Source organism: Streptomyces sp. NPDC028314, from assembly GCF_055565795.1.
Map to the genome: position 1 here is coordinate 899788 of NZ_JBVHTP010000001.1, position 15578 is coordinate 915365.

Here is a 15578-nt window from a genome sequence, read left to right on the forward strand (position 1 = left end):
TATCCGCTCGTTATAAAACCGAGGGTGGGGTGGAAATGTCTGCATTTTTCATAGAATCACTGGGTGCATTTGCCGGCGCTTCACACCCCCGGAGGGCATCTGCATCTATCACGAGCCATACCGGTTCCGTAACCCCTCAGGGCCATGCAATGTGCGCCATCCCTGGGTAACTTCGGCCCGCATGACTGCTCATGCAGAACTGGCCCATTACAGGAAGACCCTCCCGTCCACTCCGACCACCTCGACGACGCACATCGACCGCCCCCGCCCAGGTGACGGCCCCCTGCTGTGGCGCCTCGCGCGCGACTCCAGGACGCTGGACCTCAACTCGGCCTACAGCTATCTCCTCTGGTGCCGTGACTTCGCCGGCACCTCGGCGGTGGCCCGCGACCCGTCCGGGCGGGCCGTCGGATTCGTCAGCGGATACCTGCGGCCCGACAGCCCCGGAACCCTGCTCGTCTGGCAGATCGCCGTGGACGAATCCGCCCGCGGCCAGGGAATCGCCGGGGCCCTGCTCGACGGCCTCTCCGCCCGTGTGGCGGCGGAACACGGGCTGAGCTCCCTGGAGACCACCATCTCTCCCGGAAACCTCGCGTCGGAGCGACTGTTCGCCTCTTACGCCGCACGGCACGGCGCCACGCTCACGCGCGAAGTGCTGTTCGCCGCAGAGGAGTTCCCGGACGGCGGGCACGCCCCGGAGGTCCTGCACCGCATCGGGCCGCTCCACTTCTGATCCCGGTCCCGCCTGGCCGCCCGCTGTCCGCGGGCCGCGCCGGCAGCCGCCCGGGTCCCCACCGAACCGAACATCCCGTACCGAACACCCCCAAGCTCATTGGAGAGTTGCCTTGACCATGACCCAGCCGGTCCTGTCCGTCTTCGAGACCGTGGAGTCCGAGGTGCGCAGCTACTGCCGCGCCTGGCCGGTCGTATTCGAGCGCGCCACGGGAAGCCGGCTGTACGACGAACACGGCCGCGGCTACCTGGACTTCTTCGCGGGCGCCGGGTCCTTGAACTACGGCCACAACAACCCCGTCCTGAAGCGGGCCCTGCTCGACTACCTGGAGCGGGACGGCATCACGCACGCGCTGGACATGTCGACGACCGCCAAGAGGGCCTTCCTGGAGACCTTCCGGTCCCACGTCCTCGAACCCCGCGCACTGCCCTACAAGGTGATGTTCCCGGGGCCCACCGGGACCAACGCCGTCGAAGCGGCGCTCAAGCTGGCGCGGAAGGCCAAGGGCCGCGAGTCGGTCGTCTCCTTCACCAACGCCTTCCACGGCATGTCGCTCGGCTCGCTCGCCGTCACGGGCAACGCCTTCAAACGGGCCGGCGCCGGCGTCCCCCTGGTGCACGGCACCCCAATGCCCTTCGACAACTACCTCGGCGGCCGGGTCCCCGACTTCCTCTGGTTCGAGCGCCTCCTGGAGGACCAGGGCTCCGGCCTCAACCACCCGGCGGCGGTCATCGTCGAGACGATCCAGGGCGAGGGCGGCATCAACGTGGCCCGCGCGGAATGGCTGCGCGCCCTCGCGGACCTGTGCCGGCGCCGCGACATGCTGCTCATCGTCGACGACATCCAGATGGGCTGCGGCCGGACCGGCGAGTTCTTCTCCTTCGAGGAGGCGGGCATCACCCCGGACATCGTCACGCTGTCCAAGTCCATCAGCGGCTACGGACTCCCCATGTCCCTGTGCCTGTTCAAGCCCGAGCTGGACCTCTGGGAGCCGGGCGAGCACAACGGCACCTTCCGCGGCAACAACCCGGCCTTCGTCACCGCGACCGCGGCCCTGGAGACGTACTGGGGCGACGGCGTCCTGCGCGAGCGGACCCTCGTCCAGGGCGAGCGCGTCGAGCGCGCGCTGCGCGAGCTGTGCGCCGAACACAGCCGGCTGGGCGCGACGTACCGGGGCCGTGGACTGGCCTGGGGCATCGAGTTCACCCACAAGGAGCGCGCCGCGCAGGTGTGCCGCAGGGCCTTCGAGCACGGTCTGCTCGTCGAGACCTCGGGCCCCGAGGGGGAGGTCGTGAAACTGCTCCCGCCGCTCACCATCACCGGCGACGAACTCGACGAGGGCCTCGCCATCCTCGCCCGCTCCGTCCGCGAAGCCGCCTGACCAGCACCCCCATACCACGAAGGGCACCACCATGATCGTCCGCTCGTTCCGGGACATCGAGGGAACCGACCGCCACGTCAGGGCGGCATCCGGCACCTGGGAGAGCAAGCGCATCGTCCTGGCCAAGGAACGCGTCGGCTTCTCCCTGCACGAGACCGTCCTGTACGCCGGCACCGAGACGTCCATGTGGTACGCGAACCACGTGGAGGCCGTCGTCTGCACGGAGGGCGAGGCCGAACTCACGGACGAGGAGACGGGCCTGACCTACACGATCACGCCGGGAACCATGTACCTCCTCGACGGGCACGAGCGGCACACCCTGCGCGTGAAGCGGGACTTCCGCTGCCTGTGCGTCTTCAACCCGCCCGTGACCGGCCGGGAGGACCACGACGAGAACGGCGTGTACCCGCTGCTCACCGAACCCGACTCCAGCTGACGTACGGAAAACGCACAGCGAGAAAGCACAGAGAGGAGAGGCAGGCACCACCATGACCTACGCATCCACCCGCACGGTGACCGACCTGTATCCGACCAGGGGCTCCGAGGAGGTGCTCACCGGCCGCCGGGACCCCGTCGTCTGGTCCGAGCCCGGCACGCCGGGCCCTGTCTGGGCCCACGAGCTGGAGAGCTACGAGCGCGACGGCTTCCTCTCCGTCGACGAACTCATCACGCCCGACGAGGTGGACGTCTACCGGGCCGAGATGGACCGGCTGCTCCGTGACCCCTCGACGCTGGCCGACGAGCGGTCCATCGTGGAGCCGAAGTCCCGGGAAGTGCGCTCCGTCTTCGAGGTCCACCGGATCAGCGAGGTGTTCGCGGCCCTCGCCGCCGATCCGCGCGTCGTGGGCCGGGCGCGCCAGATCCTGGGCTCCGAGGTGTACGTGCACCAGTCCCGGATCAACGTCAAGCCCGGTTTCGGCGCCAGCGGCTTCTACTGGCACTCCGACTTCGAGACCTGGCACGCCGAGGACGGCCTGCCGCACATGCGCACCGTGTCGGTGTCCATCGCCCTGACGCCGAACCACACCACCAACGGCGGGCTGATGATCATGCCCGGCTCCCACCGGAGCTTCCTGGGCTGTGCCGGTGCGACGCCGAAGGACAACTACAAGAAGTCCCTCCAGATGCAGGATGCCGGCACCCCGTCGGACGAGGCGCTGACCAAGTTCGCCTCGGCCTGCGGCATCAAGCTCTTCACCGGCAAGGCGGGCTCGGCCACCTGGTTCGACTGCAACGCGCTGCACGGCTCGGGTGACAACATCACGCCCTACCCGCGCAGCAACGTGTTCCTCGTCTTCAACAGCGTCAAGAACCGTCCGTCGAAGCCCTTCGCCGCCCCGGTGCGCCGCCCCGGGTACATCGCCTCGCAGGACTTCACCCCCGTGCGCTGACGCGTCCGGCCGGCCCGACGCGGCCCGGCCCCTGCCCGGCCGGGTCGGCCGGTCCCCGCACAACTGGTTCCGCGTACGAATACCCGCCACACGCAGTGGCGGGTATTCGTGGAATCCACCGACATCGGCTTGACCGGTGAACCTGCGGCAACGTAACTTCGACCGCATCAACTCGTGAGCCACTGGAAGGGGGCGAAGCCGGATGTCGACCATCTCCGGACTGCTTCGCCTCGCTCACCAGATCGCCTGGGCTCCGGGTCGTGTAGCACACGGCTGCTGAGCAGCCCCTCGCCGGCGTGCCCGATCACGGCCCCGGCACCTTTCCCTCTCTGTCACCGTTTACGGCACGTCGTTGCGTGCCGATTTGTTGCGCTCTGGGTTCTCGAGCTGCGCCACCGAAATAGAAAGCTCCTGAAATGGCGACTAGGACAGTCAGATCGACCGCGCGCCGAAATGAGGACGTGCCATGGTAGCGGCGCGGATCACGGTCAACGGAAAAGAAACGCCGATCTCACCGGCCGCACCCCACACCACAGTGCTGGATTTCCTGCGCGAGCGTGGTCTCACCGGCACCAAGGAGGGCTGCGCCGAGGGTGAATGCGGCGCCTGTTCGGTCCTGGTGGCCCGGCCCGGGGTGAGCAAGCCCACCGACTGGGTGGCGGTCAACGCCTGCCTGGTGCCGGTCGCGGCGCTCGACGGTCAGGAGGTCATCACCTCCGAAGGCCTCGCCACCGTCGGCGAAACCGGCACGCCCCCAGCGCTGCACCCCGTACAGGAGGAGATGGCCGTCCGCGGCGGCTCCCAATGCGGTTACTGCACACCGGGATTCATCTGCAGCATGGCCGCCGAGTACTACCGGCCCGACCGCTGCGCGCACGCGGACTCGAACTCGGACATGGACTCGCGCTCGGACTCGGACGCGGACCCGGCCGGGGTCACCGATTCCGACGCCGAGCACGGTCCGAACGGTTTCGATCTGCACGCGCTGAGCGGAAACCTGTGCCGCTGCACCGGCTACCGCCCGATCCGCGATGCCGCGTACGCCGTCGGTTCGCCCACCGAGGACGACGCCCTGGCGCAGCGCCGCGAGCAGTCCGCGCCCGAACCGGTCGCCACCGAATACACCCGGGACGACAGCGTGTTCCTGCGGCCGGGCACCCTGGCCGATGCGCTGCGGCTGCTGCGCGAGCGGCCCGACGCGGTGGTGGTCGCCGGGAGCACCGATTGGGGCGTGGAGGTGAACATCCGCTCGCGCCGGGCCAATTGCGTGGTCGCCGTCGACAGGCTGCCCGAACTGCGCGAGCTGCGCGTCGAATCCGACCACATCGTGATCGGGGCGGCCCAGACCCTCACCGAGATCGAACGCCGCCTCGACGGCAGCGTCCCGCTGCTGGCAGAGCTTTTCCCGCAGTTCGCGTCCCGTCTCATCCGCAACAGCGCCACCCTCGGCGGCAACCTGGGTACCGGCTCCCCCATCGGTGACAGCCCGCCGGTGCTGCTCGCGCTGGAAGCGTCGCTGGTACTCGCCGGCGCCGACGGTGAGCGCGAGGTACCGATCTGCGACTACTTCACCGGCTACCGGCAGAGCGTGCGCCGTCCCGGCGAGCTGATCCGCGCGGTGCGCGTCCCGCTGCCGCTGTCACCGGTCACGGGATTCCACAAGATCGCCAAACGGCGCTTCGACGACATTTCGAGCGTGGCGGTCGCCTTCGCGCTCGACATCGAGGACGGGATCGTCCGCAAGGCACGCATCGGCCTGGGCGGCGTGGCCGCCACCCCGATCCGCGCCCTCGCCACCGAGGCCGCCCTGGAGGGCGAGCCGTGGTCGGCGGAGACGGTCGAGGCCGCGTCCCGGGTGCTGCGGGCCCAGGGCACACCGATGGACGATCACCGCGCCAGCGCCGGCTACCGCTCCGCGATGCTCGGCCAGAGCCTGCTGAAGCTGTACGCGCAAACCACCGAGGCGGTGTCGTCATGAGCCATTTGTCCGAGCGTCCCGAAAAGCCCGTCGTCGGTGTCTCGATGCCGCACGAAAGCGCCAACCTGCACGTCACCGGCGCCGCGCTCTACACCGACGACCTGGTTCATCGCACCAAGGACGTCCTGCACGCCTACCCCGTCCAGGTCATGAAGGCCCACGGCAGGATCACCGCACTGCGCACCGGGCCCGCGCTCGCCGTGCCCGGCGTGGTCCGCGTACTGACCGTTGCCGACGTGCCCGGCGTCAACGATGCCGGAATGAAGCACGACGAACCGCTGTTCCCCGACGAGGTCATGTTCCACGGACACGCGGTCGCCTGGGTGCTCGGCGAAAGCGTGGAGGCGGCCCGGCTCGGTGCGGCGGCCGTCGAGGTCGAACTCGACGAAAAGCCCTCCCTGATCTCGTTGCAGGACGCGATCGCGGCCGGAAGTTTTCACGGCGCGCGACCCGTGATGCTGACCGGCGACGTCGACGCCGGCTTCGGTGACTCCGCCCATGTGTTCACCGGCGAATTCCAGTTCTCCGATCAAGAACACTTCTACCTCGAGACGCACGCGGCGCTGGCCCACGTCGACGAGAACGGGCAGATGTTCGTCCAGAGCAGCACCCAGCACCCCTCGGAGACACAGGAGATCGTCGCGCACGTCCTCGGCCTGCACAGTCACGAGGTGACCGTGCAGTGCCTGCGGATGGGTGGCGGTTTCGGCGGCAAGGAGATGCAGCCGCACGGGTTCGCGGCCGTCGCCGCGCTCGGCGCCAGGCTGACCGGTCGGCCGGTGCGGGTGCGCCTCAACCGGACGCAGGACCTGACCATGTCCGGCAAGCGCCACGGGTTCCACGCCGAGTGGAAGATCGGCTTCGACACCGAGGGCCGCATCCAGGCCCTGGAAGCCACCTTGACCGCGGACGGCGGCTGGAGCCTGGACCTGTCCGAGCCGGTGGTGGCCCGCGCGCTGTGCCACATCGACAACACCTACTGGATTCCCAACGCGCGCATCGCCGGTCGCATCGCCAAGACCAACAAGGTCTCCAACACCGCCTTCCGCGGCTTCGGCGGACCGCAGGGCATGCTGGTGATCGAGGACATCATGGGCCGGTGCGCGCCGCTGCTCGGCCTGGATCCGATGGAGTTGCGCGAGCGCAACTTCTACCGGCAGGGCCATTCGACTCCGTACGGGCAGCCGGTCCCCCACCCCGAGCGGATCTCGACGATCTGGCAGCAGGTTCAAGGCGACGCCGGCTTCGCCGACCGCAAGCACGAGATCGCGGCCTTCAACGCCGCGCACCCGCACACCAAGCGGGCGCTCGCGATCACCGGGATCAAGTTCGGAATCTCGTTCAACCTCACCGCCTTCAACCAGGCCGGCGCGCTGGTGCTGGTCTACAAGGACGGCTCGGTCCTGATCAACCACGGCGGCACCGAGATGGGGCAGGGTCTGCACACGAAGATGCTCCAGGTGGCCGCGACCACGCTGGGCATCGGGCTGCACAAGGTGCGGCTGGCCCCCACGCGCACGGACAAGGTGCCCAACACCTCTGCCACCGCCGCCAGTGCCGGGGCGGATCTCAACGGTGCGGCGGTGAAGAACGCCTGCGAGCAGATCCGCGAGCGGCTGCTTCAGGTGGCCGGCAGCCAGCTGGGTGCGAACGCCTCCGACGTGCGCATCGTCGAGGGCGTCGCGCGCGTCCTCGGCAACGACAAGGAGCTGGCCTGGGACGACCTGGTGCGCACCGCGTACTTCCAGCGGGTCCAGTTGTCGGCGGCCGGTTTCTACCGGACCGAGGGCCTGCACTGGGACGCGAAGGCGTTCCAGGGGTCGCCGTTCAAGTACTTCTCCTACGGCGCGGCCGCGGCCGAGGTGGAGGTGGACGGCTTCACGGGCGCCTACCGGATCCGGCGGGTGGACATCGTGCACGATGTCGGCGACAGCCTCTCCCCGATGATCGACATCGGTCAGGTCGAGGGCGGTTTCGTGCAGGGCGCGGGCTGGCTGACGCTGGAGGACCTGCGCTGGGACACCGGCGACGGGCCGAACCGCGGTCGGCTGCTGACCCAGGCGGCGAGCACCTACAAGCTGCCGAGCTTTTCGGAGATGCCCGAGGAGTTCAACGTCAGGCTGATGGAGAACGCCACCGAGGAGGGCGCGGTCTACGGGTCCAAGGCGGTGGGTGAGCCCCCGCTGATGCTGGCCTTCTCGGTGCGTGAAGCATTGCGGCAGGCCGCCGCGGCGTTCGGGCCCGTGGGAGCCAGCGTGGAACTCGCCTCCCCCGCGACACCCGAGGCGGTGTACTGGGCGATCGAAGCGGCCCGCAGGGGCGGCGCGCGGCACGACGGTCACGCGCCGGACGGCGGCGAAGTCCCTACCGACGCAAGCGCTTTGAGCAATGCCTGACATGAGCTGGGTGGCCGCGGTCGCGCGGTTGCGGGCACGCCGGGAACCCGGCGTGCTCGTGACCGTCGCGACCGTGCGCGGCCACGCGCCGCGCCGGGCCGGTGCCAAACTCGTCGTGGGACGGACCGAGACGTGGGGTTCGATCGGCGGCGGCAACATCGAGGCCGTCGCCATCGACCGGGCCCGCGAGCTGAACGGCGCGGCCGATCCGGAGCCGGAGCTGATGGAATTCGCCCTCAACGACAAGGTCACCGGCCGGCACGGCGTGCAATGCTGCGGCGGAGCCGTCACCGTACTGCTCGAACCGCTGCCGGTGGTCGAGGCGGTGGCGGTCTTCGGCGTCGGGCACGTCGGACTGGAGCTGGCACGCATCCTGGCCCGCCAGAACCTCGATCTGCACCTGATCGACACCCGCCCCGACATGCTCGCCGACGAACGGCTCGGCGCGCTCGCGGACGCGGTGGCGCAGATCCACGTACACCACACCCCGCTGCTTCCGGAGGAGGTGCTCGCGGAGCTGCCACCCGGCACCCACGTCCTGATCATGACCCACGACCACGCCGAGGACGCCGCGCTGTGCGACGCCGCCCTGCGCACCGCCGGTCTCGGCTCCATCGGATTGATCGGCTCGTCCGCCAAATGGGCGCGGTTCCGGCAGCGCCTGGCCGACGAGGGAGGCCACGACGCCACCACGATCGACCGGATCAAGACCCCGATCGGAATCACCGAGATCACCGGCAAGGAACCCGCCACGATCGCGGTGAGCGTCGCGGCAGACCTTCTCCGGACCTTCGAACAGGACCGCCACTGGGCAGTACCGGACGCGGTCGCCGCGGCGCCGTACCCAGCCGGTGCCGGCAGCCGGCAGCCGGCAGCCGGTAGCCGGTAGCCGGTAGCCGGTAGCGCGAGCAGTCCCGCACCGGGTGACACGCAGGCCCCGGAGCCCGCACGAGGCCGCCGCCCCGGCTCCGCTGGCTGCGACGTGGCAGCCCGGGCCTGGGGTGCAGCCGCCCGGGAGGGGCTGCGCGATGAGTGCGCAAAGGTGACCCCGGGGGCCTTGACGGCTCAGTTGTGAGCGTTAACACTCGTGTCACACCAGGCCGGAGCGGTCCGGTCTGGCGGTGCACCCCAGCGGCCGGCGCCAGCCCCGCGGCCCGGGCATCCGCCCGGGCCGCGTCGGGCCGGGCCCGCCCCCTCATCGCGCCGCGTCACGGCGCATCACTGGAGGAACAGTGCGAAGAATCTCGACAGGCGTGATCGTGGCAGCCCTCGGTCTGGCCCTGACGGCTTGCGGCCAGAGCGCGAACGGCGTCGGGGGCGGGTCGGACGCGGGCGAAGCCAAGGGGGGCCTGGTCGGGATCGCCATGCCGACCAAGTCCTCCGAGCGCTGGATCAACGACGGCGCCAACATGGTCAAGCAGTTCCAGGCCAAGGGTTACAAGACGGATCTCCAGTTCGGCGACAACGTCGTCGAGAACCAGGTCGCCCAGGTCGAGAACATGATCACCAAGGGTGCCAAGCTCCTGGTGATCGCTCCGATCGACGGCTCCTCGCTCAGCGACGTGCTCCAGAAGGCCGCCGACGCGAAGATCCGGGTCATCTCCTACGACCGCCTGATCCGCGGCACCGGGGACGTCGACTACTACGCCACCTTCGACAACTACAAGGTCGGCGTCCTGCAGGCCACGTACATCGCCGACCGGCTCGGTCTCCAGGACGGCAAGGGCCCCTTCAACATCGAGCTCTTCGCCGGATCACCGGACGACAACAACGCCGCATTCTTCTACCAGGGCGCCATGAGCGTCCTGCGGCCCCACATCGACGCCAAGAGGCTCGTGGTCAAGAGCGGCCAGACCGAGTTCACGCAGGCGGCCACCCTGCGCTGGGACGGCGGCCTGGCCCAGTCCCGGATGGACAACCTGCTCAGCAAGGCGTACTCGTCGGCCACCGTCGACGCGGTGCTCTCGCCCTACGACGGCATCTCGATCGGCGTCGTGTCGTCCCTCAAGGGAGTCGGCTACGGCGGCGCGGGCAAGCCGCTGCCCATCGTCACGGGCCAGGACGCCGAGCTCGCCTCCGTGAAGTCCATCATCGCCGGCGAACAGACCCAGACCGTGTACAAGGACACCCGCGAACTCGCCAAGGTGGCCGTACAGATGGGCGACGCACTGCTCAGCGGCCAAAAGCCCGAGGTCAACGACACCAAGCAGTACGACAACGGCGTGAAGGTCGTGCCCTCCTACCTGTTGCAGTCGGTCAGCGTCGACAAGGAGAACTACCGGAAGCTGCTCGTCGACTCCGGGCAGTACACCGCCGACCAGCTGAAGTAGCCGCCACCGGGCCCACCCACCGGGGCCGAAGAGCCGGTGATGCGGCGCGCCCCGACCGGCCCGCCACCTCACCCCAGTCGAACGGACTCACCACCATGGCCGGACCCGTCCTCGAGATGCGTTCGATCAGCAAGTCCTTCCCCGGCGTCAAGGCACTGTCGGACGTCAATCTGACCGTCGCCGCCGGCGAGGTCCACGCCATCTGCGGCGAGAACGGGGCGGGCAAGTCCACCCTGATGAAGGTGCTCAGCGGCGTGCACCCGCACGGTTCCTACGAAGGCGAGATCCGGTTCCAGGGCGAACCGTGCGCCTTCGGCGACATCCGGGCCAGCGAGCGCCGCGGCATTGTGATCATCCATCAGGAACTCGCCCTCATACCCTACTTGTCCATCGCGGAGAACATCTTCCTGGGCAACGAGCACGCCTCGCGCGGGTTCATCAGCTGGCACCGGACGCTCACCCACGCCCAGGCCCTGCTGAGCCGCGTAGGCCTGCCGGACCACCCGCAGACCCGCGTCGCGGACATCGGCGTGGGCAAGCAGCAGCTCGTCGAGATCGCCAAGGCCCTCGCCAAGGAGGTCAAGCTGCTGATCCTGGACGAACCCACGGCCGCGCTCAACGACGAGGACAGCCGCAAACTGCTCGACCTCATCATCGAGCTCAAGGCCCAGGGCATCGCCTGCATCGTCATCTCGCACAAGCTGAACGAGATCGCGCGCGTCACCGACGCCGTGACCATCCTGCGCGACGGCCGGACCATCGAGACCATCTCGGTCGAAGCCGAGGGCATCTCCGAGGACCGGATCATCCGCGGGATGGTCGGCCGCGACCTGGAGCACCGCTATCCCGAGCGCACGCCCGACATCGGCGAGGTGGCGCTGACGGTCGAGGACTGGACCGTCCTGCACCCGATCGACGTGCACCGCAAGGTCGTCGACGGAGCGTCGATCACGGTCCGGCGCGGCGAGATCGTCGGCATGGCGGGCCTGATGGGCGCGGGCCGGACCGAGCTCGCCATGAGCGTCTTCGGCCGCTCCTACGGACGCCGCACCAGCGGCCGGGTCCTGCTCGACGGCAAGGAGATCCGTACGCGCACGGTCCCCGAGGCCATCTCCCACGGCCTCGCCTACGTCACCGAGGACCGCAAGCACCTCGGGCTCAACCTCTCGCAGGACATCCGCCGCAACATCTCGCTGAGCGCGCTCGGCAAGGTCTCCCGCCGGGGCTGGGTGAACCAGCACGAGGAGACCCGCGTCGCGGAGAGGTACCGCCGCACCATGAACATCAAGGCGCCCTCGGTGTTCGCGGAGACCGGAAAGCTCAGCGGCGGCAACCAGCAGAAGGTCGTCCTCAGCAAGTGGATCTTCTCCGAGCCCGAGGTGCTCATCCTCGACGAGCCCACCCGGGGCATCGACATCGGTGCGAAGGCCGAGATCTACGCGGTGATCGCCGAGCTCGCGGCCCAGGGCAAAGCCGTCCTGGTGATCTCTTCGGAACTGCCCGAGCTGCTCGGCCTGTGCGACCGCATCTACACCATGGCCGAGGGACGCATCACCGGCGAGACGACCCGGGCGGACGCGACCCAGGAATCCCTCATGCGCCTCATGACCGTGGGCGCCGCAACCCAGAACGAGCAGGTGTGACGCATGACCCAGACCCAGAGCCCCGCCATCGACGCCCCGGGGACCGCCCCCGGCGGGGAAAAGGGAACCAGCGCGCCTGAAGGTCCGCGCGCCCTCCTCGTGCGCCTGCTGCGCGGCAACGTCCGGCAGTACGGCATGCTGGTCGCCCTGGCGCTGATCATCGTGCTGTTCCAGATCTGGACCGACGGAACACTGCTCAAACCGCTCAACGTCACCAACCTGATCCAGCAGAACGGCTACATCCTCATCCTGGCCATCGGGATGATGATCGTCATCATCGCCGGCCACATCGACCTGTCGGTGGGGTCCCTGGCGGCCTTCGTCGGAGCCGCGGCCGCGGTGATGATGGTGCACCACGACATACCCTGGCCCCTGGCCGCCGCAGCCGCGCTCCTCATCGGGGCCGCGGCCGGAGCCTGGCAGGGCTTCTGGATCGCCTACGTGGGCATCCCCTCGTTCATCGTGACGCTCGCGGGAATGCTGCTCTTCCGGGGCGGGACGCAGATCCTGCTCCAGGGCCAGTCGGTGGCCCCCTTCCCGAAGGGTTTCCGTCAGATCAGCAGCGGTTTCCTGCCGGAGGCCGGCCCGCACACGAACTACCACAACCTCACCCTGCTGCTCGGCTTCGGAGTGCTCGCGCTGGCCGTCGTACAGGAGGTCCGAGGCCGCCGCCAGGCCGCCTCCTACGGGCTGCGGCTGCTGCCGACGGGCCTCTTCCTCGTCAAGCTGGCGGCGATCACCACCGCGGTGACGGTCTTCACCCTGCTGCTCGCGAGCTACCACGGCTTCCCGATCGTGCTGCTCATCCTCGGCGTGCTCCTGGTCGCCTTCGGCTACGTGATGCGCAACTCCATCCTGGGCCGTCACACGTACGCCATCGGCGGCAACGAGCCCGCCGCCAGGCTGTCCGGCGTCAAGAGCAAGCGGATCGTCTTCCTCGCCTTCGTCAACATGGGCGTCCTGGCAGCGCTGGCCGGGCTGGTCTTCGCTGCCCGCCTCAACGCGGGAACGCCGCAGGCCGGCATCAACTTCGAACTGGAGGCGATCGCGGCGGCCTTCATCGGCGGCGCCTCGGCGTCGGGCGGTGTCGGCACCGTACTCGGCGCGATCATCGGCGGTCTGGTGCTGGGCGTACTGAACAACGGCATGTCACTCGTCGGCATCGGAACCGACTACCAGCAGGTCATCAAGGGGCTCGTGCTGTTGGCGGCGGTCGGCTTCGACGTGTGGAACAAGCGCAAGGCCGGCGCCTGAGGGTCGCCGCGCGACGACGGTTCGCCCCGGCCCCCGGCCGGGGCGAACCGTTCGCTTTCCGTGGGCCAAAAGTACGGGGCCGGCCGGCGCCGCAAGCGGGTGACGCGCGGCCGTCGGCGACCCCCGGGGCGTCGTCGGCGGCCGCGCCGCACGGCGTCCGCCACCGGCGCGCGCCCGCCGCGCGCGAGGTGTTCAATGAGATCAGGAGCGTCCTCGATCCTGCCGGAGTGAGACACGCGTGAGCGACAACGGCCCGGGAGAACCCGTCGCAGCAGCGGACTTCCCCACGGCTGTCCTGGTACTCGATGCCGGCGGCAAGGCCCTGACGGGCACACGTGCGGCGGCGACGCTCCTGGGCGTTCCCGAGGCCGTCGGTGGCCCCGGCGCCGGGCAGCTGGATGTGGGACTGCTCTTCGAAGATCCCGGCCTGTGGGCCCGCCTCGTCGCCGGAGCCGTCGGAGGTGCCAGGCGCAGCGCCCGGGCCCGACTGCTACGGCCGGACGGCGGGCAGCTGGAGGCCGACGTCGACATCATCACCCTGCTGGAGGGCTCGTCGGCGCGGTTCCTGCTGCGCCTGCGCCCCGCGGACCCGGACCACCCCGCGCCGGTCGCCGTCGCAGGTGACGTCCGCCGGGCACCGCCCGTACCGCCGGCGGACCAGCGCGCCGCCGAGCGGCTGGCGCTGCTCAACGCGGCCGCCGCGGAGATCGGCAGCTCCCTCGACATGGTGCGTGACGCCGAGCAGCTGGCCGGGGTGCTCGTCCCCGCGTTCGCCGACCTCGCGGCCGTCGACCTCACCGAACCCGTGCTGCTCGGCGAAGAGCCGGGAGAGCTGGTCACCGGGGCGCCGATGCGGCGCGTCGCCGTGCGAGCCGCCGACGGGCGGTGGCCGCCCGAGAGCCACTGCGTGGGCGACACCATCCGTCTCCGGAACATCGAGAGCATCCACCTGCGCGGGGGCTCGGCGGTCTTCCTTCCCGACCTGACCGAGCTCCGCGCGGTGCTCTCGGGCGAGGAGGAACGCGCACGGCTGATGCTTCCGCCGCGGGCCGCCTCGCTCATGCTGATCCCGTTGCAGGCGCGCGGCGCGGTGCTCGGCGCCCTGGTGCTGTGGCGCACCGCGGAGCGCCACCCGTTCGACCAGGAGGACGCGGTCCTCGCCGAGGAGATCGGCTCCAGGGCCTCGCTCAGCATGGACAACGCGCGCCGCTACACCCGGGAGCGCCGTACCGCGCAGGCCCTGCAGCGCAGCCTCCTGCCCAGGCCGGTCATGGACGTCACCGGTGCGGAGACCTCCGGGATCCATCTGCCCACCGCCACGCCCCAGGCCATCGGGGGCAGCTGGTTCGACGTCATCCAACTCCCCTCGACACGGCTCGCGTTCGTCATGGGTACGGTGGCCGGGAACGGCCTCGACGCCACGGCCGCCATGGGGCGTCTGCGGTCGGCCGTGCAGACCCTGGCCGATCTCGACCTCAGTCCGGACGAACTGCTGGCCCATCTCGACGACCTCGTGGTGCGCTTCATCGAGGACGACGACCGCCAGGATCCGGACGCGGACGCGCCGAGCGCGCTGACCGGCGCCACCTGTCTCTACGCGACCTACGACCCAGTGTCCCGCACCTGCGTGCTGGCGGGTGCCGGCCACCCGGCGCCCGTACTGGCCGCCCGGGGACGGACCGGGAGCGGCACGGTGTCGTACCGCCCGGGTCCGGTCCTGGGCACCGGCGGGCAGCCGTTCGAACCGGTGGAACTGTGCCTGGGGCCCGGCGATGTACTGGCCTTCTACGGCGGAGCGCTCGCGAAGGGCACCGACGGGTCGGAGCGGCAGCTGGAGGCGGTCCGGGCGGTCGTGCGGGACGGCGCCGACAGCGGGCGGCCGGTCACCGAGATCGGGCACGGCATCCTGGACGCCCTGTCGCCCGAGCCGCCAGACGACGGCCTCGCACTGCTCGTGGTGCGGGTCAGGGAGGTGTCCGCCGATGCCACCGCGGTGTGGGAGCTGCCCGCCGACCCCTCTCTCGTCGGGCGGGCCCGCGAGCTCGTCGCGGACCGGCTGACCGCTTGGGGACTGGAGGACCTGGTCTTCACCACGGAGCTGATCGTCAGCGAGCTGGTCACGAACTCCATCCGGTACGCGGGCGGTCCGGTCGGCCTGCGGCTGATCAAGGACCGCGTGCTGATCTGCGAGGTCTCCGACCCGAGTCAGACGCAGCCGCATCTGCGCCGGGCGCAGCTCACCGACGAGGGCGGCCGCGGCCTGTTCCTCGTCGCACAGCTCACGCACCGCTGGGGCAGCAGGTACACGGCGGCCGGCAAGACCATCTGGACGGAACAGCTCCTGGCGGAGGGCTGAGGCCCGGGGCCCCCCCCCCCCCGGCGGGGGTGGGGGGGGGGCCGTCGTTGTTCTTGTCGTTGTTCACCAATTCCCCACTTCCCCTCCCCTCCAAGGTTTGTGCACCCAAGCCCCCC

At 69.9% G+C, this 15578-nt stretch carries 11 protein-coding genes; all 11 read left to right on the top strand.

From position 1 onward, the window contains the following. Positions 1-181: 181 nt before the first annotated feature. Positions 182-733, top strand: coding sequence for a diaminobutyrate acetyltransferase (gene ectA / locus ACZ4TG_RS03955; protein ID WP_468159731.1), 552 nt, complete (start codon positions 182-184; stop codon positions 731-733). 112 nt (positions 734-845) lie between these two features. Then, entirely contained in the window at positions 846-2114 is a 1269-nt protein-coding gene (ectB, locus tag ACZ4TG_RS03960; RefSeq protein WP_468159732.1) for a diaminobutyrate--2-oxoglutarate transaminase, read from the top strand. Positions 2115-2145: 31 nt separating this feature from the next. Continuing rightward, complete coding sequence (locus ACZ4TG_RS03965) at positions 2146-2550, top strand: ectoine synthase (protein WP_468159733.1); 405 nt, start codon at positions 2146-2148, stop codon at positions 2548-2550. A 52-nt stretch (positions 2551-2602) separates the two neighbouring features. Continuing rightward, complete coding sequence (gene thpD, locus ACZ4TG_RS03970; protein WP_468159734.1) at positions 2603-3505, top strand: ectoine hydroxylase; 903 nt, start codon at positions 2603-2605, stop codon at positions 3503-3505. A gap of 466 nt (positions 3506-3971) precedes the next feature. Continuing rightward, positions 3972-5483: a xanthine dehydrogenase small subunit gene (locus ACZ4TG_RS03975; RefSeq protein WP_468159735.1), complete on the top strand. Its 1512-nt coding sequence runs from the start codon at positions 3972-3974 to the stop codon at positions 5481-5483. Beyond that, entirely contained in the window at positions 5480-7879 is a 2400-nt protein-coding gene (gene xdhB, locus ACZ4TG_RS03980) for a xanthine dehydrogenase molybdopterin binding subunit (RefSeq protein ID WP_468159736.1), read from the top strand. Before ACZ4TG_RS03975 ends, xdhB begins: the two co-directional genes overlap by 4 nt. 1 nt (position 7880) lies before the next feature. Beyond that, positions 7881-8768: a xanthine dehydrogenase accessory protein XdhC gene (gene xdhC / locus ACZ4TG_RS03985; RefSeq protein ID WP_468159737.1), complete on the top strand. Its 888-nt coding sequence runs from the start codon at positions 7881-7883 to the stop codon at positions 8766-8768. A gap of 364 nt (positions 8769-9132) precedes the next feature. Next, the gene (gene chvE / locus ACZ4TG_RS03990; RefSeq protein ID WP_468159738.1) at positions 9133-10209 is read left to right on the top strand and encodes a multiple monosaccharide ABC transporter substrate-binding protein; all 1077 of its coding nucleotides are present in this window, start codon (positions 9133-9135) and stop codon (positions 10207-10209) included. A gap of 95 nt (positions 10210-10304) precedes the next feature. Next, a complete protein-coding gene (gene mmsA, locus ACZ4TG_RS03995) occupies positions 10305-11852 on the top strand; it encodes a multiple monosaccharide ABC transporter ATP-binding protein (protein WP_468159739.1) in 1548 nt (515 codons plus the stop codon). 3 nt (positions 11853-11855) lie between these two features. Beyond that, positions 11856-13106, top strand: a complete 1251-nt coding sequence (gene mmsB / locus ACZ4TG_RS04000; protein WP_468159740.1) for a multiple monosaccharide ABC transporter permease — start codon at positions 11856-11858, stop codon at positions 13104-13106. A gap of 238 nt (positions 13107-13344) precedes the next feature. Further along, positions 13345-15462, top strand: coding sequence for an ATP-binding SpoIIE family protein phosphatase (locus ACZ4TG_RS04005; protein WP_468159741.1), 2118 nt, complete (start codon positions 13345-13347; stop codon positions 15460-15462). Positions 15463-15578 lie beyond the last annotated feature (116 nt).

Coding starts and splice junctions, on each gene's coding strand:
- mmsA (WP_468159739.1), top strand. CDS start 10,305: ATGGCCGGACCCGTCCTCGAGATGCGTTCGATCAGCAAGTCCTTCCCC.
- xdhB (WP_468159736.1), top strand. CDS start 5,480: ATGAGCCATTTGTCCGAGCGTCCCGAAAAGCCCGTCGTCGGTGTCTCG.
- ACZ4TG_RS03965 (WP_468159733.1), top strand. CDS start 2,146: ATGATCGTCCGCTCGTTCCGGGACATCGAGGGAACCGACCGCCACGTC.
- ectA (WP_468159731.1), top strand. CDS start 182: ATGACTGCTCATGCAGAACTGGCCCATTACAGGAAGACCCTCCCGTCC.
- thpD (WP_468159734.1), top strand. CDS start 2,603: ATGACCTACGCATCCACCCGCACGGTGACCGACCTGTATCCGACCAGG.
- ACZ4TG_RS03975 (WP_468159735.1), top strand. CDS start 3,972: ATGGTAGCGGCGCGGATCACGGTCAACGGAAAAGAAACGCCGATCTCA.
- xdhC (WP_468159737.1), top strand. CDS start 7,881: ATGAGCTGGGTGGCCGCGGTCGCGCGGTTGCGGGCACGCCGGGAACCC.
- mmsB (WP_468159740.1), top strand. CDS start 11,856: ATGACCCAGACCCAGAGCCCCGCCATCGACGCCCCGGGGACCGCCCCC.